This is a genomic window from Streptomyces sp. CAU 1734 (genome assembly GCF_039888735.1).
Taxonomy (GTDB): Bacteria; Actinomycetota; Actinomycetes; order Streptomycetales; family Streptomycetaceae; genus Streptomyces.
On the sequence record NZ_JBDQQP010000009.1, the window covers coordinates 227,873 to 253,152 of the forward strand.

Below are 25,280 nucleotides of genomic sequence, written 5' to 3' on the forward strand. Positions count from 1 at the left end.
TATGACGCAGTTCGAACGCCAGCAGTGGGACGTGATCGTGGTCGGCGCGGGCGGTGCGGGACTGCGAGCCGCCATCGAGGCCCGGGAGAGGGGCGCCCGTACGGCGGTGATCTGCAAATCCCTCTTCGGCAAGGCCCATACGGTCATGGCGGAGGGCGGTATCGCCGCCTCCATGGGCAATGTGAACTCCGGCGACAACTGGCAGGTGCACTTCCGCGACACCATGCGCGGCGGGAAGTTCCTCAACCAGTGGCGGATGGCGGAGCTCCATGCCCGCGAGGCCCCCGACCGGGTGTGGGAGCTGGAGACCTGGGGGGCGCTCTTCGACCGGACGCCCGACGGAAAGATCTCCCAGCGCAACTTCGGCGGCCATGAGTACCCGCGGCTCGCGCATGTCGGCGACCGCACGGGCCTGGAGCTGATCCGCACCCTTCAGCAGAAGATCGTCTCGCTTCAGCAGGAGGACAAGGCCGAGTTCGGCGACTATGAGGCCCGGCTGAAGGTCTTCCAGGAGTGCACCGTCACCCGGATTCTGAAGGAGGACGGTCCCGGCGGCGGGGGGCGGGTGTCGGGCGCCTTCTGCTACGAGCGGGAGTCCGGCCGGTTCTTCGTGCTGGAGGCCCCGGCGGTCGTGCTGGCCACCGGGGGAATCGGCAAGTCGTTCAAGGTGACCTCCAATTCCTGGGAGTACACCGGGGACGGCCACGCGCTGGCCCTCCTCGCGGGCGCCTCGCTGCTCAACATGGAATTCGTGCAGTTCCATCCGACCGGGATGGTCTGGCCGCCGTCGGTGAAGGGCATCCTCGTCACCGAATCGGTGCGCGGCGACGGCGGGGTGCTGCGCAATTCCGAGGGCAAGCGGTTCATGTTCGATTACATCCCGGATGTGTTCAAGGAGAAGTACGCCCAGTCGGAGGAGGAGGGCGACCGCTGGTACGAGGACCCGGACAACAACCGGCGGCCACCCGAACTGCTGCCCCGCGACGAAGTGGCGCGGGCCATCAACTCCGAGGTGAAGGCGGGCCGGGGCTCCCCGCACGGCGGGGTGTTCCTGGATGTGTCGACCCGGATGCCCGCCGAGGTGATCCGGCGGCGGCTTCCGTCGATGTACCACCAGTTCAAGGAATTGGCGGATGTCGACATCACGGCCGAGGCGATGGAGGTCGGCCCCACCTGTCACTACGTGATGGGCGGCATCGCGGTCGAATCCGACACTGCGGCCGCGGCCGGTGTCCCCGGGCTGTACGCGGCGGGTGAGGTCGCCGGCGGCATGCACGGCTCGAACAGGCTGGGCGGCAACTCCCTCTCCGACCTGCTGGTCTTCGGCCGCCGGGCGGGTCTGCACGCGGCGGAGTACGCGACGGGCATCGGCGACCGGCCGGTGACCGCCGCCCGTGCCGTGGACGAGGCGGCGGAGGAGGCCCTGCGCCCCTTCGGCGCGGAGGGCGCGGCCGGCGGGACGCCCCCGGAGAATCCGTACACCCTCCATCAGGAGCTCCAGCAGACGATGAACGACCTGGTGGGCATCATCCGCCGGGAGGCGGAGATGGCACAGGCGCTGGAGAAGCTGGCGGAGCTGCGGGTCCGGGCCCGCCGTGCCGGGGTGGAGGGCCACCGGCAGTTCAACCCGGGCTGGCACCTGGCCCTGGATCTGCGGAACATGCTGCTGGTCAGCGAGTGCGTCGCCCGCGCCGCTCTGGAACGCACGGAGAGCCGCGGCGGGCACACCCGCGAGGACTGGCCCGGCATGGACAGAACCTGGCGGCCGGTCAATCTGATCTGCCGCCCGGCCGATCCCGCGTCCATCGGGTCGGCGGCCGCCGACCCGCTGCCCGGCCAGATCTCCCTCGAACGCAGGGCCACCGACCCCATCCGCCCGGACCTGCTCGCCCTCTTCGACAAGGAGGAGCTGGTCAAGTACCTCGCCGAAGAGGAGCTTTTCGAGTGAGCCAGACTCCCGTCACACCCGCCACCGCCTCCCAGCAGTACCTGGCCGCCTTCCGGGTGTGGCGGGGCGACCGGGACGGCGGCCGGCTGGAGGACTTCTCCGTGGAGGTCCACGAGGGTGAGGTCGTCCTCGACATCATTCACCGGCTCCAGGCGACCCAGACCCCCGATCTCGCCGTCCGCTGGAACTGCAAGGCGGGAAAGTGCGGTTCGTGCAGCGCGGAGATCAATGGCCGCCCCCGGCTGATGTGCATGACCCGGATGTCCGTCTTCAGCCGCGAGGAGACCATCACGGTGACCCCGCTCCGCGCCTTCCCGGTGGTGCGCGATCTGGTGACCGATGTGACCTTCAACTACACCAAGGCCCGGGAGGTGCCGGCCTTTGTGCCGCCACCGGGGGTGGCGGCGGGCGAATACCGCATGCAGCAGGTGGATGTCGACCGCTCGCAGGAGTTCCGCAAGTGCATTGAGTGCTTTCTCTGCCAGGACACCTGCCATGTGGTGCGCGACCACGAGGAGAACAAGGAGGCTTTCGCCGGACCGCGCTTTCTGATGCGGGTCGCCGAGCTCGACATGCACCCGCTCGACGCGGCGGCCGAATCGGGCCTGGACCGCAAGAAGAGCGCGCAGGACGAGCACGGCCTGGGCTACTGCAACATCACCAAATGCTGCACGGAGGTGTGCCCCGAAGGGATCAAGATCACCGACAATGCGCTGATTCCGCTCAAGGAGCGGGCGGTGGACCGGAAGTACGATCCGCTGGTCTGGCTGGGCAACAAGATCAGACGGCGCGACGGGGCCTGACCCCGCGGCCGCACCCCGCGCAGCCGATGACGATGGGTGCGGTGATCTTGGGTCCCTGTCCCCGCCTCTGCCGCTGTCCCCGCCGTCGCGCGCGCCCGCCGCGGCGCGTTCGGGGTCGGGTTCGGGCAGGGGTCCGGGTTCGGGTCCGCGTCCGCGTTCGGGTCCGCGTCCGCGTTCGGGTCCGGGTCCGGGTCCGGGTCCGGGGCACCCGGCGGGCGGTCCACCGGGCCGCCCGCCGGCCGGTCCGGCCAGTGGAGTGCCGGCCGGCCGGCCCGGTGGGCCGCCGGGTGGAGCGACCGGTGGACACACGAGTGGTCCGGCCGGTGTTCCGGCGGACGGCTCGTGAGAGAACCCAGCGGCCGTGCGTGGCCACCGGACCCGGCCCGGTGCCGCGGGAACCGCGCCGGCCCGGCGCGGCGCGGGACATGTTCGTACGCTCACTGCACTCCCCCCGTCAGCGGTGTCGCGTGACCTCCAACGCTAGACTCCGCTACTGACAGTCACCACCCTCTGTCCACTTCACGCCAAGTCGCGAGGACCGAAGTGCGGACATAGCCTCCGAAATGTGACGCGAATAGCCTCCCGCGCCCTGTCGGCAGTGCTGGTGGCGGCGTGGTGGCTGGTCGCGCCGGCCGCACCGGACGCCGCGGCCGCCCATGCCCGTCCCCCCGCCGCGGCCCCCGGGCACGCCGGCGCCGTACCCACGCACCCCGCGCACCCCGCCGCCGGCGAGCGCGCGCACCCCGCCGCCCCACCCGCGCACCCGGCCACCGCCCTACCCGCCGCCGCCGTGCCCGCCGTGCCCGCCGTGCCCGCCGCCCTCACCGACGATCCGCCGGTCCTCTCCCGCGAGGGCCAGATCACCGACCGGGTCGGCGCCCTCGGCGACCGCCGGCCGGAGGTGGCGCGGAGCCTCGACCGGCTCCGGGACGGCGAGCGGCTTCAGCTCTTCGTCGTCTACGTACGCGACTTCTCGGGCAGCCCCGCGCAGGAGTGGGCCGATGCCACCGCCCGCCGGAACGGCCTCGGACTCAACGACATCCTGCTCACGGTCGCCACCCACGACCGGCAGTACGCGTACTGGGTGGACGCCTCGTCCCGGCTCACCGATGCCCAGCTCGCGAGCGTCGCGGACCGGGCCGTCGAGCCCGCGCTGCGGCGGAACGACTGGGCCGGAGCCGCCATCGGCGCGGCGAACGGCTACGCGGCGGTGGTGAGCGGGCGCCCCGTACCCGTACCCGCGATCACTCCCGGTGACCCCGATCCGGGCGGGTCCGGGACGGGCGCGGACTCCGACGCGGGCAGTCTGGTGCTGCCCATCGCCCTGGTGGGCGGGGCCGGGGCGATCGCCGCGTACACCTGGACCAAGCGCAGAAAGCGCGCCGCCACCCGGACGACTCCGCAGGGCGGCCGGGCGGGGTGGGCCGGCGGGGAACCGCCCCCGAAGCCGCTCGGCGAGCTGGACGCCGAGGCACGGCAGGCCCTGGTGGACACCGATGACGCGCTCCGCACCAGCCGGGAGGAGCTGGGCTTCGCCACCGCGCAGTTCGGCGAGGAGGCGGCCAGGCCCTTCCAGGAGGCCGTCGGCCATGCCGAGAGCGAGCTGACCGCCGCCTTCCGGCTCCGGCAGCGGCTGGACGACGCGTATCCGGAGGACGACATCACCCGGCGCGGCATGCTCGGCGAGATCCTTTCGCGGTGCGCGGACGCCAATCGGCGGCTGGACGCGGAGTCCGGTCAGTTCGACCGGCTGCGGGCGCTGGAGCGGACCGCGCCGGACGCGCTCGCCGCCGCGCGGGAGACGTTCGGGGAACTCGACGGCCGGCTGATGACCACCCGGGCGACGCTGTCGGTGATGGGTGAGCGGTACGCGCCCTCCGCCGCCGCGCCGGTCGCGAGCAGCGCCGAACAGGCCGGGGAACGGCTGCTCTTCGCGCGGACCGCGCTCGACCGGGCGGCCACGGCGATCGGCGCGGAGGACAACGGGACCGCGGCCGTGCAGGTGCGGGCGGCCGAGGGGGCGCTGGACCAGGCCGGCCGGCTGATCGAGGCGGTGGACCGGCGGGCCCGCGAGCTGGCCGAGGCGACGGGCGGACTGCCCGGCGCGCTGACGGAGACGGAGAGCGATCTCGCCGAGGCCGGCGGAGTGCTGAAGGGCATGCCGGCGGGGGTCTCCACGGCCGATCTCCAGGGCCGGATCGCGCGGGCGGAGCGGGTGGTCGCCGAGGTGCGCGGGGAGCTGGCGGCCGGGCCGTACGACCCGATCGACGCCCTGCGCCGGGTCGAGGAGGCGGACGCGGCGCTGGACGAGGCGCTGGCCGGGGCGCGGGAGAGCGAACAGGGAACGCGGCGGGCGAGGTCGCTGCTCGATCAGGCCGCGCTCGGAGCACGGTCGGCCGTCGGAGCGGCGGAGGACTACATCGCCACCCATCGCGGGGCGGTCGGCAGCGAGGCCCGGACCCGGCTGGCGGAGGCGCAGCGCCGGCTGCGGCGCTCGGACGGTCTCGCGGCCGGACCGGCGGATACGGGGCCGTCCGGCGCGGCACCCGGGGATGTGCAGGCGGCACTCGCCGAGGCACAGCAGGCCGACGCGCTGGCCCGGCAGGCCCAGCGGCTGGCCGAGGACGATGTGCGGGGGTTCGGGCGGGGCGGTCCGGGAGGGTCGGGCGGCGCGGGGGGCGGGCTCGGGGGCGCGGTGCTCGGCGGGATCATCCTCGGCGGACTACTGGGCGGGGGAAGCGGCGGGAGCCGTGGTGGCTTCGGCGGCGGTTCCGGGGGCTTCGGCGGCGGACCGGGGAGTTTCGGCGGCGGGGGCACGCGCGGCCGGATGGGCGGTGGTCGGTTCTGACCTGTTCGGGCGGTGCCGCGCGGTGCCCACGGCCCCCGGTCACCTCCGCCATCCCTTCCGTATCCGCTCGTTCCGCAGCCCGCTCCGGGCCGCTGTCACAGGGAGAAGTGCCATGACGAAGCAGACCGTTCTCGGGCGGGTCGCCCAGCTGGCGAAGGCGAACATCAATGCCCTGCTGGACCAGGCCGAGGATCCGCAGAAGATGCTCGACCAGCTGATCAGGGAGTACACCGACAACATCGCCGAGGCCGAACAGGCGGTGGCGGGCACCATCGGGAATCTGCGGCTGATGGAACAGGACCACCGGGAGGATGTCGCGGCGGCCGGGGAGTGGGGGGAGAAGGCGCTGGCGGCGAGCAGGAAGGCGGACGAACTGCGGGCGGCGGGACAGAATCCGGACGCGGACCGGTTCGACAATCTCGCCAAGGTCGCGCTGCAGCGGCAGCTCCAGTCGGAGAAGGAGGCGAGGACCGCGGAGCCGACGATCGCCTCACAGACGGAGCTGGTGGACAAGCTCCGGAGCGGGCTCGACAAGATGCAGGTGAAGCTGGGCGAATTGCGGGCCAAGCGGGACGAGCTGGTCGCCCGTTCCCGTACGGCGGAGGCACAGAACCGGATGATGGACGCGGTGAAGAGCGTCGATGTGCTCGATCCGAGCAGCGAGCTCGGCCGTTTCGAGGACAAGGTGCGGCGCGAGGAGGCGAGGGCGGCGGGGCGGCAGGAGCTGGCGGCCTCCTCGCTGGACGGCCAGTTCGAGGAGCTGGAGAGCCTGGGGGACACGGCGGAGGTGGAGGCGCGGCTGGCCGCCCTGAAGGCGGCCCCCTGACGAGTGCCCCGCCGGGAGGGCTCACGAACCGCGTGCGTACGGGTCCGGGACCACCGGCGGGAACACATCGCCGCCGGACGCCCGGGAGCGGCTCAGAACATGCTGAGCAGCTGCTCCACCGTGGGCTCGCCCGAGGAATTCCCGTCGGGCAGGGCGAGCTCGAACCAGACCGTCTTGCCGCGCGGGGTGCGCCGCGACCCCCAGGCCGCGCTGAGGAGGCCGACGAGCTGGAGCCCCCGGCCGCCCTCGTCCGTGTCGCGCGCCCGGCGGCGGCGCGGCTGGACCAGGCCCGCGTCCCACACCTCGCAGACGAGGGTGCGGTCGCGCAGCAGCCGGAGCCGGATCTCGCCCTCGCCGTACCGCAGGGCGTTGGTCACCAGCTCGCTGACGAGGAGCTCCACCGTGTCGATCAGCGGTTCGAGATCCCAGGAGGTGAGCAGCGCGCGGGAGAGCTCGCGGGCCCGGCCGACCGAGCGGGGTTCGCGGGGCAGCTGCCAGTCCCCGACCGCTTCGGTGGGCAGGCCCTGCATCCGGGCCATCAGCAGGGCGATGTCGTCCTCGCCGTGCCGGGTGTCGAGGGTGCTGAGGACGTGGTCGCAGACGTCCTCCAGCGACCGGGAGAGATCGGGGCGCAGCACCGTGGTCGGGGAGTGGTGGCCGGGGGCGGTGCGGGACGGGTCGGTGAGCGCGGCGCGGAAGGCCCGCAGCCCCTCGTCGAGCGGATGGTGGCGGGACTCCACGAGTCCATCCGTGTAGAGGGCGAGGAGCGCGCCCTCGGGGAGTTCGACCTCGACCTCCTCGAAGGGTTCGCCGCCCACGCCGAGCGGCATGCCCGGCGGCACATCCAGCAGCAGCGCCTCCGAGCCCGGTTCGACCAGGACGGGGGGCAGATGGCCGGCGTTGGCGAAGGTGGCGCGCCGGGTCACCGGGTCGTAGACGGCATAGACGCAGGTGGCGAGGTAGACCTCGGAGAGGTCGGCCTCACGGGACTTGTGCGCTACGCGCGTGGCCTGCTGGGTGCCGCTGGGGCTGCCGAGTCCGCGGGCGACCTCGTCGAGCGCGGAGAGCACCTCGGCGGGTTCGAGATCGAGCAGGGCCAGGGTGCGCACGGCGGTGCGGAGCTCGCCCATGGCGACGGCGGCCCGCAGACCGCGGCCCATCACATCACCGACGACCAGGGCGGTGCGGTGGCCGGGCAGTTCGATGACGTCGAACCAGTCGCCGCCGACCTCGGTGGCCGTGTTGCCCGGGAGATAGCGGCAGGCGATGTCGAGCCCGGCGGCCTCCGGGTCGCCCGGCGGGAGCAGGCTGCGCTGGAGGATGAGGGCGCGTTCGTGTTCCCTGCGGTAGAGCCGGGCGTTGTCGATGCAGACCGCGGCGCGGGCGGCGAGCTCGACGGCGAGGGCCCGGTCGCGCTCCCCGAAGGGCTCGCTTCCCTTGGTCCGGGAGAACTGCACCAGTCCGACGACGGAGTCGTGGGCGACCATCGGCACCGCGAGGGTGGACTGGACGAGGCTGCCGTCCTTGCCGGGGATGTACTCCACCCGGGCGTCGCGCAGTGCCTTGGCGCAGGGCGAGTGGAAGGAGTAGCGGTGCACCTCGCCGACGGCGGTCGGGGTGTCCCCGCGGGAGCCGCAGCCCGGGGTGGTGATCAGCGGGGAGTCGGAGACGGCGCTGGCGAAGGCGACCCGGCGCAGTGCGGCGCTGCCGCCCCGGCCGTGGCTGTCGGTGTGGACGGTGTCCCACCGCCCGGGCGGTGCCTCCTCGCCGGTGAGGAGCCCCTGGTAGAGGTCGACGGACGCGAGGTCGCAGAAGCCCGGGACGGCGACGTCGAGGAGTTCGCGGGCGGTGGTCTCCAGATCGAGGGAGTTCCCGATGCGGGCGCTCGCCTCATTGAGGAGTGCGAGATTGCGCCGGGCGCTGGCGGCCTCCCGCGCGGCTACCTGGCGGCGGGTCACATCGGTGCCGATCCCGGCGACTCCGACGGGCTGGCCGGAGCCGTTGTGCACGCGATAGAGGTTGATGGACCAGTGCCTGCGGTCGACGCTGTTGGGGGCGGCTCCGACGAGCTGGAGGTCTATCGCGGACTCACCGGTCTCCAGGACCCGGCGGAGCGAGGCGCTCATCCGGTCGGCCTCGGAGCGGGAGAGATAGTCGTGGACGGTGCGCCCCCGGTGCTCCTCCACGGTGCCGCCGAAGACGGCGGCGAAACGCTGATTGGCGCGCTGGACCCGGAGGTCGGTGCCGAACAGCAGAAACGCGAAAGGCGATTGGCCGAAAATCGCCTGCGATGCGGCCAGATCGGTCTCGATCCGGCGCAGTGCGCGGACATCGACGACGATACAGAGCGCGGCGCGTTCACCGGTCTCGGACTCGGTCGGCATGACATAGATCTCGGCGAGGCCGCCGGCTCCGCCGCCGTGCGGCAGCCGGAAGGGGACGAGCCCCGTCCACTCCTTGCCGTCGAGGATCTCCGCCATCTGCCGGCGGCCCCGGCCGCGCAGCTCGGCGGGCATGAAGATGTCGACCGGGTCCCTGCCCGTGACCTGGGCCGCCGTCATGCCGAAGAGGTCGGCGGCACGCCGACTCCACCGCTCGACCAGCCCATCAGGGCCTATCGAGAACGACGCCACCCTGATGTGGTCATAGATCGAGCCAGGCGGACTGCTCTGCCACACGACACTGTCCGTCGTCCCGGATATCTCGCTCACGCGACCGTCCCCTCCAGCTCACCGCACCGGACCGGCCATGACCGCAGTATTCAGCACTACGGTTCCGGCGCACACGGCGTTCACGATCACAGCACGGTCTCGTTCATTTTGCGCCGTCCGAGACGTGATCGTTGTCCCTTCACACTTTTAACCGGACAGAGCCAGCTCGAACCACACTGTCTTCCCTTGTGTGTCACGTCGTGTTCCCCAGCGGCGCGCGGAGCCGGCGACGAGCTGCAACCCCCGGCCGCCCTCGTCGTCGGGGGCGGCGGTCCGGGCGGTCGGCGGATCCGGGAGCGGATCGGAGACCTCGACCAGAAGGAAGGGGGCTCCCCCGTCCGGATCGCGGTGCGCGAGCCGTACGCCGATGGGGCCGGAGGCGTACCGCAGGGAGTTGGTCACCAGCTCGCTGACCAGCAGGACGGTCACATCACCGACCGCCCGGTCCAGCCCCCAGCGGCGCAGGGTGTCCCGGACGGCGTGGCGAGCCGCGCGTACGGCGTCGGGCTCGGCGGGGAAGGTCCATCCGGCGCACGGGCCGTCAGTGTCGATCACGCCGCTCACTTCCCGGACGGCAGCAGATCCGAATCCGCAGCGGATCTGAATCCCATATCGGGTGACTAATCGACACATACCCGATATTCGGGACGAGATATCCCGTTCCGGCCGGTCCTGGGCTCATCGTTGACGCGAACGGCGTAGGAAGCACCCGCCCGGCGCACGCCGCACGGCCCGCGCGCACCCGGCGCGGCGGCGGGCCTCCCGCCCGCCCCGGACGCCCCGGTACGCCCCCCGGGCGCGGGTCAGTCCCGGGCGCCGCCGGCGGGGCGCGGCAGCTCGCGCAGGATGCGGACGGCCTCCGCCACGGCGGGGCGGTCCTGGTCGAGCCAGTCGACGGTGTCGGACTCGTCCGGGGCCAGCCAGCGCAGATCGTCGTGGTCCTCCAGCGGCCGGGGCTCCCCGGAGAGCAGCCGCACCGTCCAGACCTGGAGTACGAGGCCGGGCCGCACCGGCCACTCACCGGGAATCCGGTCCAGCGGCTCCGCTTCGACCCCGAGCTCCTCGCGCAGCTCCCTGACGAGCGCGTCCTCGGGCCGCTCGCCCGGCTCCAGCTTGCCGCCGGGCAGCTCCCAGCGGCCCGCGACCTCCTCGGGGGCGCTGCGGCGCGCGGCCAGCAGCCGCCCCTGGTCGTACACGGCTCCGGCCACCACGATGCGATCAGTCATGGCCGGAGCGTACTGCGCACGGAGCGGAGGAACCGGCTCCGGGGCAGCCCCGGCTAGAGAGAGGGCGTCCGGCCGATGCGTTCGACCCAGTAGAGCTGGCGGTGGCCGCGCGCGTCGAGGGTGTCGGCCAGCTGCCGGGCCTCGTCCTCGGTCGCGTACCGCCCGACCCGATAGCGGTTGCCGTTGTCGTCCTGGCGTATCACCAGCCAGGGGAGCACCGGAGTGCTCTCGTTCATCGCGCCCCTCCCTCAATGGGTTCGCAGGTACTCGACGCCGACCGGGAAACAGCACTACGCATATGCCGGAGCGTACGCCTGACCTTCACTCAGCGGATACGGGTTTACACAAAGAGGCAGGAAACCGGGGCGCACTTGCGTGAATGCGCCCCCTCATATCTCCCATAGCGCCCCACGGGCCCCAAAGCGCCTCGGCGGCATCCCATCCGCCCCGGACCCTACCGGGGGGAAGGGCGCACCGGGATGCCGCGGCGGGCCCGGGATGCTGCGGCGGGCGCTGCGCTTCACCGGCGGGCCCGGGATGTCACGGCGGGCGCCCCTCTTCACCGGCGGGCGCTCACGAGGCCGGCGGGCCCGTACCCGGCCCGCGGCCCCGGCACATCCGCGGGCCCGCAGCGCGGAAGTGCCTGCGGCTCACCTCACCGGCAGGTGGTACCCGATCCGGAAGCGGTCGGCCGGCACCACGACATCGGCCGTCTCCACCGCCCGCCCCGACGCGTAGAAGGTGCGTGCCACCACCATCACCACATGTCCCGGGACCCCGCCCAGCGTCACCAGCTCGTCCGCCGTCCCCGGCCGCGCCCCGACCTCCTCGGAGACGTTGTCCACCACGATGTCGATCGCGGCCATCCGCTCCACCACCCCGCAGCCGCCCAGCGGCCCCTCCTCGGGCAGCATCACCGGGGTGCGCCCGGTGATGCCGAGCGGCTCCCAGGAGGTGGAGAGCATGATCACCTCTCCCCCGTCGCGGAACACATAGCGGGTGCACATCACAGCGGATCCGGTCTCCACCCCGAGCCGGCGGGCGGTCTCCGGCCCCGCCGGCTCGCGCTCGCTGGCGGCGTCCCAGGTGCCCCGGGTGCCGTCGGCGGCCTGCTCCTGGCGGAAGGGGCCGGCGCCGGAGGCCGGGCGGTAACCGGAACGGGCGATACGGCGCGGGGTGGGGTGCTCGCGCACATAGGTGCCGGAACCGGAGCGGCCCTCGACCAGCCCCTCGGCGATCAGGACCCGGCGCGCCTCCAGGGCGACCGTGTCGGAGACTCCGTACTCCTCGCGGATGCGGGCCTGCGAGGGGAGGCGGGTGTGCGGTGGCAGCGACCCGCTGACGATCCTGCTGCGGAGATCGCCCGCGACACGGAGATAGGCGGGCTGCTCACCAATTGCCACGCGCGACTCCCCACACATTGACAGACGGCAACAGCCTGACAAGCACGGTTTGTTCGCCGCAACCTTAGGCCAAGGTTTCACTCGAAGTGATGAGCCGCCTCGCGCCTCCGATTCCCTTGCGGGCCCCCGCGCGACTTACCCGAGGTACGCCAGATCCTTCCGCCCCAAAGCATTGACCTCAATGGTCCAGACCAATACGGTCCTTCCCACTGCACGACGCCCGTTCACGGAAATGTTCCGGCATCCGCACATGCCGGAACACGCACAGGAATGAGTCCCATGCGTCGAAGAACCCTTGTCCGCACCACCATCGCGGCTTCGTCACTCGCGCTGATCGCCACCGTCGCCCCGGCCGCGGCCGCCGGCCCGGTCTCCGCCGCCCCGGCCGGCGCCGTGAGCGCCACCGCCTCGGCCGATGACGACGATGACGACCGCAAGCGCTCGTACAAGCGCATCGGCTACTTCACCCAGTGGGGTATCTACGGCCGGGACTTCCAGGTCAAGGATCTGGACACCAGCGGACAGGCCGCCAAGCTGACCCACATCAACTACGCCTTCGGCAATGTCAGCCCGGCCGGGAAGTGCTTCGTCGGCGGACCGGCCGGCGAGGGCGACTCCTGGGCGGACTACGGCCGCCCGTCGACCGCCGCCGAGTCGGTCGACGGAGTCGGCGACACCTGGGACCAGAAGCTGGCGGGCAACTTCAACGAGCTGCGCGAGCTGAAGGCCAAGCACCCCGGCCTCAAGGTGATGATCTCCCTCGGGGGCTGGAGCTGGTCCACCCACTTCTCCGACGCGGTTCTCACCGCCGAGAAGCGGAAGGCATTCGTCTCCTCCTGCATCGACCTGTACATCAAGGGCAACCTGCCGGTCGAGGGCAGCCGCGGCGGGGACGGCTCGGCGGCCGGAGTCTTCGACGGCGTGGACCTCGACTGGGAGTGGCCCGGCTCCGCGGGCGAGGCGGACACCCCCTACCGTCCCGAGGACAAGAAGAACTTCACCGCGCTGGTGCGGGAGTTCCGGACCCAGCTCGACGCCTACGCGAAGTCGCAGGAGAAGGACAAGGCCAAGCGGAAGCACTACGACCTGAGCGCCTTCGTCGCGACCGACCCCAAGAAGATCGACGCGGGCTTCGAGGTCCGCAAGATCATGCGGGACTTCGACTTCGTGAACCTCCAGGGCTACGACTTCCACGTCTCGGGCGAGAAGACGACCAACCAGCAGTCCGCGCTGTACGCGAAGAACGACTACAGCGTGGACCAGACGGTGAACGACTGGCTCAAGCGCGGCGCCCCCGCGCACAAGCTGGTCATGGGCCTGCCCTTCTACGGTCAGGGCTGGACCGGTGTCACCGGTGGCGGCGACGGACTGAACCAGCCGGCCGCGCGCCCGGCACCCGCCACCCACCAGGCCGGTTACGAGGACTACAAGGCGATCAAGAAGCTGGTGGAGTCGGGCACGTACAAGGTGCACCGGGACCGCAAGAACGGCCACGCCTGGGTCTTCGACGGCAACACCCTGTGGACGTACGACGACCCGACCGTGCTCCGCGCCAAGACGGAGTACATCCGCGAGGAGGGTCTGGGCGGCGCGATGATCTGGTCCCTCGACGGGGACACCGCGGACGGCGAGCTGATGTCGGCGGTCGACCGCGGGCTGAAGCGCCGCTGACGCGGAGCGGAATCGTGCCCCGGAACAGGGGCCGGGACACGACCTGAGCGAGGCCGGTGTCCGCGGGCTGTCGGTGGCCCCGGACACCGGCCTCTTCCCTCTGTCACGGGCGGAAGGGGCCGGCCAGGGGCGGAGGAGACCGCGCGACCGCGGCGGAGGGGGCCGGCCACGGACCGGCCGGCCCCGGTCATCCGGCGAGCGGCCGGCCGCGCCCGCGTCAGGCGGCGTCCGCGGACTCCTCCGGCGGCACCGTGACGAGGTCGAGCGGGCCGCGGACCGCGATGGCGGTGCTGTCGCGGAGAAGCTCGTAGCCGTCGGCGACGTTCGTCCAGAAGATGTCGCCGTCCTTGGCCCGGGCCGCCTTGTCCAGGTGATCGCTCATCCCCCGGAACTCCTCGGCGCGCCGCCCGGCGGCGGCTGCCGCGGCGGTGGGCCACTTGTGCGCCTTCAGGGCCGCCGCGTGCTCCGCGTAGACCTCCGAGGAGTCACGGGCCCAGGACTGGAACTTCTTCTTGTTCGCGTCGAAGTCCTCGTCCTCCGGCTGGAGAATCGCCGTCCCGTCGGCCGCCGCCTCCGCCTGCAGGAAGAGCAGCTGGTGGGTGTCGAGAGTGGTCGCGTCCTTCCGGACGGAACCGGTGGTCGGCCTGCCGTCGGTCATGGCGAAGCCGCAGGTGACCTGCCGGTCGCCGAGCGCCCAGCCCTCCCGGGTGGGGAGATAGTCGTAGTACTCGATATCGGCCGGGATGTCCCAGCTGTCCAGCGAGTACGCGTCGCTGATGACCGCGCACCGCTTCTCCGAGATCGACTCGACCTCGGCGGTCCCGGGGTACTTGTCGAATCCGGTGATCGTGAAGGTGCCGGTGACCTCGGCCTCGTGCTTCTTCGCGCAGTCCACGATCTGGATGTCGACGGTCTCCGCCGCCCCGGTCCCCTTGCCCGGGACGTTGTAGCAGTCCCCCTTGTCCAGATCCTCCACGAACCGGGTACTGGCCACCTCGTCCACGTTCTTCTCGAACTCGTCCCAGGCGTCACCCGCCGCCCCGGAGACGAGGAAGAGCGTGAGCAGCAGCGTGCTGACGGCCGAGACCGCGATGCCCGCGATCGCCATGCCGCGTCCGCGCTGGCCCTTCCGCTTGATCTGCCGGAGTGCGACCACTCCGAGGATCAGCCCGATCGGCGGCCCGCAACAGACGATCCCGGTCACCAGCGAGGCGATGGAGAGCCCGTTCACCGGGACCTTCGGCGGCGGCACGGGATATCCCGGGAACTGCTGATACGCCTGGTACGCCGGGTGCTGCTGCGGCTGCGACTGGTCGGGCTGCCGGCCGTGCGGTTCCGGACCGCCCGGCTGCGTCGGGTCCACTGGTGGGGTGCTCCTCGTGACAATGACAGGAATGCGGGAATGAGGGTGTCGGAATCGTATAAACAGACTGATTCGGTGTACGCGGCGGGTCCGGGACCGCGCACGGGAAAAGGCGGCCGCCGTGGCGACCGCCTTTCCGTGACCGGGCCCCGGAAGGCCGGGGATCCCGTACAGGATCCCGATCACGAGCCCATATACCGGCTCATATTACTCATTCGGTACGTCGGGGCTCGGGTGCGGGCCCACCCCCGCGACCGGGCCGGGAGCGGCTAGAACTGAAGGCTCCAGGAGTCGATCTTCCCGATGTCCGCTGCCGCGTTGTCACTGACCCGCAGCTTCCAGACGCCGTTCGCGACCTCCGCCGACCCGTTCACGGTGTACGTGGTGATCACGTTGTCCGCGCTGCCGCCGTCCCCGAACGCCTTGAGGTTGTAGACGGTCCCGTCCGGAGCGACGAGGTCGATGCGCAGGTCACCGATGTAGGTGTGCTTGATGTCGACCGGCACGCTCAGGACGCCGGGGGCGTTGCCGGGCACTCCGCTGACGGTGATCGGCGACTCGACGGTGGTGTTGTCGGCGATGGCGTAGTCAGTGGCGTTGTCGAACCGCGGGCCGGGGGGCGGGGTGGTGCCGGTGCCGACGTAGAGCAGCCGGTTCGGGGAACCGGTGCCCGGCGAGCCCACCACATTCGGGGTGGCGGCGGCGGTCAGGGCGGCGCCCACCTGAGCCGGGGTGGCGGTGGGGTTGTCCGCGAGATGGAGCGCCGCGACACCCGCGACATGCGGGGCTGCCATCGACGTACCCGAGATGGTGTTGGTCGCCGTGTCGCCGGTGTTCCAGGCGGAGGTGATCGAGGAGCCCGGGGCGAAGACATCGACCACGGAACCGAAGTTGGAGAAGCTGGAGCGGGCGTCGGTGTTGGTGGTGGAGCCGACGGTGAGGGCCTCGGTCACCCGCGCCGGGGAGTAGTTGACCGCGTTGGCGTTGGAGTTGCCCGCCGCGATGGCGTAGGTGACGCCGGAGGCGATGGAGTTGCGCACCGCCGCGTCGAGGGTGGCGTCCGCCCCGCCGCCGAGGCTGAGGTTGGCGACGGCCGGCTTCACCGCGTTCCGGGTGACCCAGTCGATACCGGCGACGACCTGCGCCGTGGTGCCGGAACCCGCGTTGTTGAGGACGCGCACACCGACGATCCTGGCGTTCTTGGCGACTCCGTACGCGGTGCCCGCGATGGTGCCGGCGACATGGGTGCCGTGACCGTTGCCGTCCTGCGCGACATTGTCGTTGTCGACCGCGTCGTAGCCGTCGACGGCCTGGCCGCCGAAGTCCGCGTGGCTGACGCGCACACCGGTGTCGATGACATACGCGGTCACACCCTGCCCCGCCGAGTCGGGGTAGGTGTAGCTCTGGTTGAGCGGAAGGTTGCGCTGGTCGATCCGGTCCAGGCCCCAGGACGGCGGGTTGGGCTGGGTCGCGTTGATCGTGAAGACGCGGTCCTGCGCGACGGCCGCGACGGCCGGGTCGGCGGCGAACTTCTTCGCCTGCGCCTCGGAGAGCTCGACGGCGTACCCGTTGAGGGCGGACCGGTAGGTCTTCTTGATCTTCGCGCCGTACTCGGCCGCGAGGGCCTTCCCGGCCTTGGATCCGGCCTCGGGCGCGGAGTCGCGGAGGGTGACGATATAGCTGTTCGCGATGACACCGGGTGTGCCCGCGTTCTGAATGACACCTTCCGCGGCCGAGCCCGCCGAGCCGGCGGCGCTCGCGGGGAGAGCCGAGACCGCGCCGAGGGCGAGGGCGGCGGCGATCGCTGTCGTGGCCGCGGCGAGTCTTCGCGGTGAGATGCGGAGCACGGACATGTGGGGGGTCCTCCTCTGTTGACAGCCGAAATCCGGTCGTAAATCCAGTCAGGTGCATGACAATTGATGGCTACCGGGGTCGCCATGTCCATGACTTTCCTGCCGTCGAAAGATTGGCCGATCCATAGGAATCCCACAAGGGTTGGCGCAGCGCCGTAACACACGCGCCATACAGCCGCCATGCGCGGCGGGGGCGGGGGGCGGTGCGGAGAGGTCCGCGACATGGCACCGCGCATCCCGGCGAAGCCGACCGAGCCGGAGAGCGATCCGCTCGGCTACAACACGACCGCACTCGTGTCCCAGCCGGAGCGCCGCCGTCTGCGAGTCGGCGACCACCGCATCGTCCACACCATCGACAACGGGGAACTCGTGGTCCGGGTGGTGCATGCGGGACAGCGGTCAACGGCGTAAGGGACCTGACCGCCTTGCGGGACCCATCGCAGCCGGCCCCGCGCCGGAGTCCTCGGCCCGGCCGACAGGGTGACGGCGAGGGGGCCGGACTCCACCGAGTCCAGCCCCCTCTCCATTCCGCACGCCCGTCGGACGCCGAACCGTCAGACGTTGAAACGGAACATTGGGCGCAGAGCTCTCACCTGCGAAAACGCGGTTTTCGGCGATCCCATCCAGCACCAGTCCAGCACGGTGCGAATCCATCCAGCACATCCAGCACGAGCGATAGAGCGCCAGAGACCTGCCGCGCGCGTTGTGTACACATGGAACACTCAGTACCCTTGGGCGCATGACGCAGCCACTGCCCATAGAGTCCATCCGCGACGTGCGCGCACACCTGGCGGAGGTCGTGGAGCGCGCAGACCGCGACGACGTACCCACGGTGATCACGCGCCGAGGCAAGGAAGTCGCCGCCGTCGTCTCCATCGAGGTACTGCGCAAGTACCAGGAATGGGAAGAGCGCGAGATCAACCGGATCATCGACGAACGCATGGCCAACCCGGCACCCGGCATCCCGATCGAGGACATCATGAGGGAGACGCTGGCGCGCAGTGAGTGAGTACCGCACCGTCTTCCGACCCGAAGCCCAGGCAGAGCTGCGCAAGATCCCCCGCGACATGGCGCTGCGCATCCTGGCCAAGCTGACCGAGTTGGAAACCGACCCTCTCGGCTTCAACACCACCGCACTCGTGTCTCAGCCCGAACGTCGCCGCCTCCGTGTCGGCGACTACCGCGTCGTCTACACGATCGACAGCGGGGAACTGGTGATCTGGGTCGTGCACGTCGGACACCGGTCCACCGTTTACGAGACCTGACTACCACTGACCCCGCGTCAGAATATCCAGCACCCATCCAGCACGGTGACGACGAAGGGGTCGGACTCGACGGAGTCCGACCCCTTCTGACCTGCACGCTTGACCAATCAAGTCACGTGCAGTAAGTACACGGCTACACGTTGAAACGGAACTCCACCACGTCGCCGTCCTGCATCACGTACTCCTTGCCCTCCATGCGCGCCTTGCCCTTCGCGCGGGCCTCGGCGACCGAGCCGGTTTCGACCAGGTCGGCGAAGGAGATGACCTCGGCCTTGATGAAGCCCTTCTGGAAGTCGGTGTGGATCACACCGGCCGCCTCGGGGGCCGTCGCGCCCTTCTTGATCGTCCAGGCGCGGGTCTCCTTCGGGCCGGCCGTCAGATAGGTCTGGAGGCCGAGGGTGTCGAAGCCGACCCGGCCCAGGGTCGCCAGGCCCGGCTCCTCCTGGCCCATCGACTGGAGGAGCTCCAGCGCCTCCTCGTCGTCCAGCTCGATCAGCTCGGACTCGATCTTGGCGTTCAGGAAGATCGCCTCCGCCGGGGCGACCAGCGCGCGCTGCTCGTCCTTGAACTCCTCGTCGACCAGTTCGTCCTCGTCGACATTGAAGACATAGAGGAACGGCTTGGTCGTCAGCAGGTGCAGCTCGTGCAGGAGCGCGCCCTGCTCGGTGCCCTTGTGGAAGCCGGCCGAGAAGAGCGTCTCGCCCGACTCCAGGACCTTCTGCGCGGCCTCGACCGCCGCGAGGACCGCGACCTTCTCCTTCTGGAGGCGGGACTCCTTCGTCAGCCTCGGCACCGCCTTCTCCACCGACTGGAGGTCGGCGAGGATCAGCTCGGTGTTGATCGTCTCGATGTCGTCCTTCGGCGAGACCTTGCCGTCGACATGGACGACGTTCTCGTCCTTGAAGGCCCGGATGACCTGGCAGATCGCATCCGACTCACGGATGTTCGCCAGGAACTTGTTGCCCAGGCCCTCACCCTCGCTGGCGCCGCGCACAATGCCCGCGATGTCGACGAAGTCGACCGTCGCGGGGAGGATCCGCTGCGAGCCGAAGATCTCGGCGAGCGTGGCGAGCCGGGGGTCGGGGACGCCCACCACGCCGACATTCGGCTCGATGGTGGCGAACGGGTAGTTGGCCGCCAGCACGTCGTTCTTGGTCAGGGCGTTGAACAGGGTCGACTTGCCGACATTCGGCAGGCCGACGATTCCGATCGTGAGCGACACGTTGGCGACTTCCTGAGATGAGGACCGGCTGATGGCCGTACGGGTGATGACCGGCTGATGGCCGTACGGCGTCGGCCCGGGCATGGACCGATCCCCCAGTTTACGGGCCGGTCCCGCCGGGATGCTCACGCGATCCGCCCCGGGTCCCTTCGGGGGCGGGCGGGGCCGCGGCGGAGCGGAACGCGGCACGGTCCGGAGCCGTCCGGGAGTCGAACTCTTCGCCAAGGTCATCCAAAGGGCGTGTCCTGTGCCTTGTTCCTCCCCGTTCGCGGCCTACGTTGGTGGAGTGGAGCAGCACAGGACCAGTGACCCGCGGAGCCGGCAGCGGCCCAAGCCCCCTCTCTCACCGCAGAACGCCCTCGCCGAAGGGCCCGGCGTGTACGGGGTGAGGCCCGCCGCGCCGCCCGCGCGGCCGGTGCCGCCCGTGGTGCTCGCGCTGCGGCGGCTGCCCGAGCCCCGGCTCACCGGTCTCGGCGGCGGGCTCTTCGCCGTGGTGACGATGGTGCTGATCGGGACGCTGGTCCGGCTGCTGCTGGACAGCTCCGCCGTGGTGTACGGGGTGCTCTTCCTGCCGGTCTGCGCGCTGACCGCGCTCTGGGTGCGGGAGGCCGATGTGGTCACCGCCCCGATCAGTGTGCCCATCGCCTTCGCGGCCGGCATCGTGCCGGTCTCCGGCGGGCAGGGCGGTCTCGGGGGTCACATCATGGCCGTCGTCACCTCGCTCGCCGTGCACGCGGGCTGGCTCTACGGCGGCACCCTGGTCGCCGGGCTCATCACCTGCGTACGGAAGGTACGGGCGATGGGGCGGCGCAGGCGCCGGGTCCGCCCCGGTCCGCCGCCGCCGTCCGGCCGCCGCTGAGGCCGCGCCGCCCTTCCCGTACCGCCCGCTCTTCCCGTACCGCCGGCCGCCCTTCCCGTACCGCCGCGCACTCCGCCCGCGCGGGGGTCAGCGCTCCCGGGCCGCCATCGCCGCGCCGACGATTCCCGCGTTGTTCTGGAGCTCCGCCGGGACGATCTCGGCCCGGATCCCCTCGATGTGGGGCAGGAACTTCTCCGCCTTCCGGCTCACCCCGCCGCCGATGATGAACAGCTCGGGCGAGAAGAGCATCTCCAGATGGGCGAGGTACTTCTGCACCCGGTGCGCCCAGTGCGGCCAGCTCAGATCCTCGTCCTCGCGGGCCTTGGTGGAGGCGTGCTTCTCCGCCTCCCGGCCGTGCAGCTCCAGATGGCCCAGCTCGGTATTGGGCACCAGCCGCCCGTCGATGAAGAGCGCGCTGCCGATCCCCGTACCCAGTGTCAGCATCATCACCGTGCCCTTGCGCCCGCGCCCGGCGCCGAAGGTCAGCTCCGCGACGCCGGCCGCGTCGGCGTCGTTGAGCAGGGTCACGGAGGCGCCGCCGAGGCGGTCGCCGAGCAGCCGGGCGGCGTCGATGTCGACCCAGCCCTTGTCGACATTGGCCGCGGTACGAGTGATTCCGCCGGTCACGACGCCGGGGAAGGTGATGCCCACCGGGCCCGACCAGCCGAAGTGCCCCACCACCTCCGCGACCCCGTCGGCCACCGCCTCCGGTGTCGCCGGGTGCGGTGTCAGCACCTTGTACCGCTCCTGGGCCAGATCCCCGCGCTCAAGATCCACGGGAGCGCCCTTGATGCCGGATCCGCCGATGTCCACTCCGAACACGTTCATGGATCCCACGTTACGGGCAGCTCCCGGCTGTCACTCGCCGAAGCCGTGAGGGAGCACCGGAACCGGCCGGTGCGCCGGGTGTCAGCTCGCGGCAGCCGCCGCCTCCGCCTTCTCGACCAGTGCCGCGGCCTCGGCGCGCAGATCCCGGCGGAGCTCCTTGGGCAGCGAGAAGGTGATGGTCTCCTCGGCCGCCTTCACGAGCTCGACGTCCTGGAATCCGCGCTGGGAGAGCCACTCCAGGACCCCCTCGACCAGAATCTCCGGCACCGAGGCGCCCGAGGTCAGGCCGACCGTGGCGACGCCTTCCAGCCACGCCTCGTCGATCTCCTCGGCGAAGTCGACCAGATGGGCGGCGCGCGCGCCCGCGCCCAGCGCGACCTCGACCAGCCGGACGGAGTTGGAGGAGTTCTTCGAGCCGACGACGATGACCAGATCGGCCTCGGCGCCCATCTGCTTGACCGCGATCTGCCGGTTGGAGGTGGCGTAGCAGATGTCGTCGCTCGGCGGGGAGATCAGCTGCGGGAACTTCTCCTTCAGCTTGTCCACCGTCTCCATCGTCTCGTCCACGGAGAGGGTGGTCTGGGAGAGCCAGACCACCTTGGACTCGTCGCGGACCTCGACCTTGGCCACGTCCTCGGGGCCGTCGACCAGGGTGATGTGGTCGGGGGCCTCGCCGGAGGTGCCGATGACCTCCTCGTGTCCCTCGTGGCCGATGAGGAGGATGTCGTAGTCGTCGGCCGCGAACCGGACGGCTTCCTTGTGGACCTTGGTGACCAGGGGGCAGGTCGCGTCGATGGTGGCCAGATTGCGCTGGGCGGCCTCCTCGTGGACGACCGGGGCGACGCCGTGCGCGGAGAACATCACGATCGAGCCCTCGGGGACCTCCGCCGTCTTCTCGACGAAGATCGCGCCCTTCCGTTCCAGGGTCTGGACGACGTACTTGTTGTGGACGATCTCGTGGCGGACGTAAACCGGCGATCCGTACTGCTCAAGGGCCTTCTCAACGGCGATCACGGCGCGGTCCACGCCCGCGCAGTAGCCACGGGGAGCGGCGAGCAGGACGCGGCGGGCAGGAGACGAAGCAGTCATGCCCCCCATCGTAAGGCCGCCCAGAAGAGGCGGGAGATCACCTCCTCGGGGAAGACTGCTGTGTGGCGGCGGACGAGTGGAGGCCGGATGGCGGCGGAGCGGGTGTCCGGGTCCGGGCACGAGGACAACGGTGAGCTGCGGCGGACGCTCGGCTTCCGGGATCTGGTGGTGTACGGGCTCCTCTTCATCGCGCCGATGGCGCCGGTGGGTGTCTTCGGCACGCTGGACGCCAGATCGCACGGCGCGGTGGCCCTGGTCTATGTGGTCGCGACGATCGCGATGGCGTTCACGGCGGTGAGTTACGCGCAGATGGTCCGGGTGGCCCCGCTCGCCGGTTCGGTCTTCACCTATGCCCGCAAGGGGCTCGGCGAGGGGCCCGGTTTCATCGCGGGCTGGATGGCGCTGCTGGACTATCTGCTCATTCCGGCGGTGGCGTATCTCTTCTCCGGCATCGCCATGGAGGCGTTGGTTCCGGAAGTGGACCGCTGGATCTGGACCGGCATCGCCGTGGTGGTGACCACCCTGCTGAACCTCTGGGGGGTGCGCGCGGCGGCCCGCGTCGGTTTCGCGGTGCTGGTGATGGAGATCGTGGTGCTGCTGGTCTTCGTGGTGTCGGCGGTGGTCGTGCTCGTACGGGACGGGGCGCACCGTGACTGGTTCTCGCCCTTCACGGGCGACACGGGTTTCTCGATGGCGGCGGTCTTCGGGGCGGTGTCGGTGGCGGTGCTGTCGTATCTGGGCTTCGACGCGATCGCCTCGTTCGCCGAGGAGGTCACCGGCGGGTCGCGGAAGGTGGCCAGGGCGGTGCTGTTCTGTCTGGCCCTGGCGGGGGTGCTCTTCATCGTGCAGACCTATCTGGCGGCCCTGCTCCAGCCCGTGTCGTCGGCGGAGCTGGCGGCGGATCCGGCCCGTCAGGGGTCGGCCTTCTACGACGCGGTCGACACCTCGGTGGGGAGCTGGCTGCACGATCTGATCGCGGTGAGCAAGGCGATCGGGGCGGCGTTCGCGGCCCTGGCCGGGCAGGCGGCGGCGGGGCGGCTGCTCTTCGCGATGGCGCGGGAGCGCCGGCTGCCGAAGGCGCTCGCCCGGACGGACGGGGGTGTGCCCCGGGTGGCGCTGCTGCTGGCGGCGGCGGTGAACCTGGTGGCGGCGGTGTGGGCGGCGCGGCGGGACGACGGTCTGGACCATCTGGTCTCGGTGGTCGACATCGGCGCGCTGACGGCCTTCGTCCTGCTCCACGCGAGCGTGGTCGGCTGGTTCGTGGTGCGGCGGATGGCGGGGCGGCCGGACTGGCTCCGGCATGTGGTGGTGCCGGTGCTGGGTGCGGCGGTGCTGATCGCGGTGATGGCGGAGGCGTCGGGGGCGGCGCAGGTGGTCGGTGTGATCTGGCTGGGGATCGGACTGGTGGTGCTCGCGCTGCTGTCGGGGCGGTCGCCGCAGCGGCGCTGAGCGGCCGGGGACCCGCGGGCGCGGGCCCCCGGAGCCGTCAGGCCGCCCGGTGGGCCTCCAGGGCGAGGGCGGTGTCCTCGTCCACCAGGTCGTGGTTGAGGGCGATCGCCGCGGCGGATCCGGCGCCGGCCGCGGTGATCACCTGGGCGCGGGGGTTGACCACATTGCCCGCCGCCCACACCCCCGGCACCCCGGTCCGGCCGGAGGCGTCGGTGGTGACCAGGCCGTTTCCGTCCCTGACACAGCCGAGTCCGGTCAGCAGCCCGTCCAGGGGCACCATGCGCGGCCGGACGAAGACGGCGGCGCGGGGGATCAGCCGGCCGTCGGTCAGCCGGACTCCGCGCAGCCGGCCGTCCGGCGCCGTCACCAGCCGTGCGGCCTCGCCGTCGGCGACCCGGACACCGCGGGCGGCCAGCCGCTCCCGCTCGCCGCCGGTGAGCCCGGCGCCGTCCGCGGGCCCGCCGTCCCGCGCCGGTCCGCCGGGCCGGTCCGGTGCGTACGGGATGAGGACGACATCGCCGGACCACTGGCGCAGCAGCAGCGCCTGCTCCGCGGCGCCCGGCCGGCCGCCCAGCACTCCGAGCGGCTGGTCGCGCACCTCGTAGCCGTGGCAGTACGGGCAGTGGAGCACGTCCCTGCCCCAGCGCTCCGCCACACCCGGGAGGGCGGGCAGTTCGTCGCGGAGCCCGGTGGCCACGAGCACCCGGCGGGCCCGGAGCGCGGCGCCGCCGGAGAGCCGGACGGTGAAACCGGGGTCGACGCGGTCCACCCGGGCAGGGACGAACTCCACTCCGCAGCCGGCCGCCTCGGCCCGGCCGGCCGCCAGCAGCTCCGCGGGGGGCATGCCGTCCCGGGAGAGAAAACCCTGCATATGGGCGGCCGGGGCATTGCGCGGTTCGCCGGTGTCGACGACCGCGACCCGGCGGCGGGCCCGGCCCAGCACCAGGGCGGCGCTCAGTCCGGCCGCGCCGGCGCCGATCACCACCACGTCATGGGCCATGTCATGTGTCACGTCACGCACCGCCGCTGTCGACGGTGCCGCCGCTGTCGCCGCTTCATCCGGGTCCGTCCCGGCGGCCCGCCCGCCGGCCGTCCCGGCCCGCGGGGTCTTCCCGTTCCTGCCCGTGCTGTCGCTCAAGGCGATCACCTCCGCGCACAGGCTGCGGCCATGGTCCCGGAACCGGCAATGTTTGTTGCCGGTTCCGGGATGCCCGGGAGAGCATGGCGGGCATGGAGACCTCACCCGCCATCGCCCGCGCCCTGACCGAGGTCGGGCCGCGCCTCAAGAAGCTGCGCAATGAGCGGGGGGTGACCCTGGCGGCGCTCTCGGCGGCCACCGGGGTCTCCAAGAGCACGCTCTCCCGGCTGGAGTCCGGCCAGCGCCGGCCCAGTCTGGAGCTGCTGCTGCCCATCGCCCAGGCGCACCAGGTGCCGCTGGACGAGCTGGTCGGGGCCCCGGAGGTCGGCGATCCGCGCATCCGGCTCACCCCCCAGCGGGCGCCGAACGGCAGTGTCGTCCTGCCGCTGACCCGTCAGCCGGGGCCGCTCCAGACCTTCAAAATGGTCATTCCGGTCACCAAGGACACCCCGGATCCGTGCACCCACGAGGGGTACGAATGGCTCTATGTGCTGTCCGGCCGGCTCCGGCTCGTCCTGGCCGAGCACGATCTGGTGCTCGGCCCCGGCGAGGCGGCCGAATTCGACACCCGGCTGCCGCACTGGTTCGGCAGCACCGGCGAGGGAGCGGTGGAGGTGCTGAGCCTCTTCGGGCGCCAGGGTGAGCGGATGCACGTACGCGCCAGGCCCCGGGGCCGGGGGGACGCGGCGGAGGCGGCGCCGGCGCCCGGGGGGACGGTCCACCGCGCCCGGCCGGCCGGGTAGCCGGGGCGCGGGACACCCCGCCGGCGGGGCTCGGC

The 25,280-nt window shown here is 71.5% G+C and carries 22 protein-coding genes; 11 read left to right on the top strand and 11 right to left on the bottom strand.

Annotated features, from left to right (window positions below):
* The first annotated feature begins 1 nt into the window (after position 1).
* From AAFN69_RS19135 to AAFN69_RS19150, 4 genes are all read left to right on the top strand, one after another.
* On the top strand, positions 2-1,948 hold the full coding sequence (locus tag AAFN69_RS19135) for a fumarate reductase/succinate dehydrogenase flavoprotein subunit (RefSeq protein WP_347729769.1): 1,947 nt from the start codon (positions 2-4) through the stop codon (positions 1,946-1,948).
* Positions 1,945-2,751: a succinate dehydrogenase/fumarate reductase iron-sulfur subunit gene (locus tag AAFN69_RS19140; RefSeq protein WP_347729770.1), complete on the top strand. Its 807-nt coding sequence runs from the start codon at positions 1,945-1,947 to the stop codon at positions 2,749-2,751. Before AAFN69_RS19135 ends, AAFN69_RS19140 begins: the two co-directional genes overlap by 4 nt.
* Before the next feature lie 790 nt (positions 2,752-3,541).
* A complete protein-coding gene (locus tag AAFN69_RS19145) occupies positions 3,542-5,599 on the top strand; it encodes a TPM domain-containing protein (RefSeq protein WP_347729918.1) in 2,058 nt (685 codons plus the stop codon).
* Positions 5,600-5,711: 112 nt separating this feature from the next.
* Positions 5,712-6,425, top strand: coding sequence for a PspA/IM30 family protein (locus AAFN69_RS19150; protein WP_347729771.1), 714 nt, complete (start codon positions 5,712-5,714; stop codon positions 6,423-6,425).
* Between the two features lie 92 nt (positions 6,426-6,517).
* On the opposite strand, the gene AAFN69_RS19155 is transcribed toward AAFN69_RS19150, so the two are convergent.
* The 5 genes from AAFN69_RS19155 to AAFN69_RS19175 all read right to left on the bottom strand — a co-directional run bounded on the left by AAFN69_RS19155 (position 6,518) and on the right by AAFN69_RS19175 (position 11,765).
* A complete protein-coding gene (locus AAFN69_RS19155; protein ID WP_347729772.1) occupies positions 6,518-9,136 on the bottom strand; it encodes a SpoIIE family protein phosphatase in 2,619 nt (872 codons plus the stop codon).
* 147 nt (positions 9,137-9,283) lie between these two features.
* A complete protein-coding gene (locus tag AAFN69_RS19160) occupies positions 9,284-9,700 on the bottom strand; it encodes an ATP-binding protein (protein WP_347729773.1) in 417 nt (138 codons plus the stop codon).
* Between the two features lie 239 nt (positions 9,701-9,939).
* Complete coding sequence (locus AAFN69_RS19165) at positions 9,940-10,362, bottom strand: (deoxy)nucleoside triphosphate pyrophosphohydrolase (RefSeq protein WP_347729774.1); 423 nt, start codon at positions 10,360-10,362, stop codon at positions 9,940-9,942.
* A 53-nt stretch (positions 10,363-10,415) separates the two neighbouring features.
* On the bottom strand, positions 10,416-10,598 hold the full coding sequence (locus tag AAFN69_RS19170) for an SPOR domain-containing protein (protein ID WP_347729775.1): 183 nt from the start codon (positions 10,596-10,598) through the stop codon (positions 10,416-10,418).
* Positions 10,599-11,012: 414 nt separating this feature from the next.
* Positions 11,013-11,765: a GntR family transcriptional regulator gene (locus AAFN69_RS19175; RefSeq protein WP_347729776.1), complete on the bottom strand. Its 753-nt coding sequence runs from the start codon at positions 11,763-11,765 to the stop codon at positions 11,013-11,015.
* Between the two features lie 279 nt (positions 11,766-12,044).
* Between AAFN69_RS19175 and AAFN69_RS19180 the strand changes: the two genes are divergently transcribed.
* Positions 12,045-13,436, top strand: a complete 1,392-nt coding sequence (locus AAFN69_RS19180; protein ID WP_347729777.1) for a glycoside hydrolase family 18 protein — start codon at positions 12,045-12,047, stop codon at positions 13,434-13,436.
* Between the two features lie 217 nt (positions 13,437-13,653).
* On the opposite strand, the gene AAFN69_RS19185 is transcribed toward AAFN69_RS19180, so the two are convergent.
* Positions 13,654-14,799 carry a DUF4190 domain-containing protein gene (locus AAFN69_RS19185; protein ID WP_347729778.1) on the bottom strand — a complete coding sequence of 382 codons (1,146 nt, stop codon included), beginning with the start codon at positions 14,797-14,799 and terminating at the stop codon, positions 13,654-13,656.
* 269 nt (positions 14,800-15,068) lie between these two features.
* Positions 15,069-16,652 carry a S8 family peptidase gene (locus tag AAFN69_RS19190; protein ID WP_347729779.1) on the bottom strand — a complete coding sequence of 528 codons (1,584 nt, stop codon included), beginning with the start codon at positions 16,650-16,652 and terminating at the stop codon, positions 15,069-15,071.
* A 180-nt stretch (positions 16,653-16,832) separates the two neighbouring features.
* Here AAFN69_RS19190 and AAFN69_RS19195 point away from each other — a divergent pair, with 180 nt between their 5' ends.
* The 3 genes from AAFN69_RS19195 (at position 16,833) to AAFN69_RS19205 (ending at position 17,917) form a co-directional block, all read left to right on the top strand.
* A complete protein-coding gene (locus AAFN69_RS19195; protein ID WP_347729780.1) occupies positions 16,833-17,063 on the top strand; it encodes a type II toxin-antitoxin system RelE/ParE family toxin in 231 nt (76 codons plus the stop codon).
* Positions 17,064-17,391: 328 nt separating this feature from the next.
* On the top strand, positions 17,392-17,661 hold the full coding sequence (locus tag AAFN69_RS19200; RefSeq protein ID WP_007266282.1) for a type II toxin-antitoxin system Phd/YefM family antitoxin: 270 nt from the start codon (positions 17,392-17,394) through the stop codon (positions 17,659-17,661).
* Positions 17,654-17,917: a type II toxin-antitoxin system RelE/ParE family toxin gene (locus AAFN69_RS19205; protein WP_347729781.1), complete on the top strand. Its 264-nt coding sequence runs from the start codon at positions 17,654-17,656 to the stop codon at positions 17,915-17,917. The genes AAFN69_RS19200 and AAFN69_RS19205 overlap by 8 nt, the downstream gene beginning before the upstream one ends.
* 133 nt (positions 17,918-18,050) lie before the next feature.
* Here the strand turns inward: AAFN69_RS19205 and ychF are convergent, their stop codons facing one another.
* Complete coding sequence (gene ychF / locus AAFN69_RS19210) at positions 18,051-19,139, bottom strand: redox-regulated ATPase YchF (RefSeq protein WP_347729919.1); 1,089 nt, start codon at positions 19,137-19,139, stop codon at positions 18,051-18,053.
* A 286-nt stretch (positions 19,140-19,425) separates the two neighbouring features.
* On the opposite strand from ychF, the gene AAFN69_RS19215 reads away from it, so the two are divergent.
* Positions 19,426-19,998 carry a DUF6542 domain-containing protein gene (locus AAFN69_RS19215; RefSeq protein ID WP_347729782.1) on the top strand — a complete coding sequence of 191 codons (573 nt, stop codon included), beginning with the start codon at positions 19,426-19,428 and terminating at the stop codon, positions 19,996-19,998.
* 87 nt (positions 19,999-20,085) lie between these two features.
* Here AAFN69_RS19215 and ppgK read toward each other — a convergent pair whose 3' ends face one another.
* Both ppgK and AAFN69_RS19225 read right to left on the bottom strand, forming a co-directional pair.
* Positions 20,086-20,826 (bottom strand): polyphosphate--glucose phosphotransferase, encoded by a 741-nt coding sequence (gene ppgK, locus AAFN69_RS19220; RefSeq protein WP_347729783.1) that lies wholly within the window; start codon positions 20,824-20,826, stop codon positions 20,086-20,088.
* Positions 20,827-20,907: 81 nt separating this feature from the next.
* Positions 20,908-21,924: a 4-hydroxy-3-methylbut-2-enyl diphosphate reductase gene (locus AAFN69_RS19225; RefSeq protein WP_347729784.1), complete on the bottom strand. Its 1,017-nt coding sequence runs from the start codon at positions 21,922-21,924 to the stop codon at positions 20,908-20,910.
* 78 nt (positions 21,925-22,002) lie between these two features.
* Between AAFN69_RS19225 and AAFN69_RS19230 the strand changes: the two genes are divergently transcribed.
* Positions 22,003-23,364, top strand: coding sequence for an APC family permease (locus AAFN69_RS19230; protein ID WP_347729785.1), 1,362 nt, complete (start codon positions 22,003-22,005; stop codon positions 23,362-23,364).
* 37 nt (positions 23,365-23,401) lie between these two features.
* Here AAFN69_RS19230 and AAFN69_RS19235 read toward each other — a convergent pair whose 3' ends face one another.
* On the bottom strand, positions 23,402-24,364 hold the full coding sequence (locus tag AAFN69_RS19235; protein WP_347729920.1) for an NAD(P)/FAD-dependent oxidoreductase: 963 nt from the start codon (positions 24,362-24,364) through the stop codon (positions 23,402-23,404).
* A gap of 230 nt (positions 24,365-24,594) precedes the next feature.
* Between AAFN69_RS19235 and AAFN69_RS19240 the strand changes: the two genes are divergently transcribed.
* Positions 24,595-25,245 carry an XRE family transcriptional regulator gene (locus AAFN69_RS19240; protein ID WP_347729786.1) on the top strand — a complete coding sequence of 217 codons (651 nt, stop codon included), beginning with the start codon at positions 24,595-24,597 and terminating at the stop codon, positions 25,243-25,245.
* Positions 25,246-25,280 lie beyond the last annotated feature (35 nt).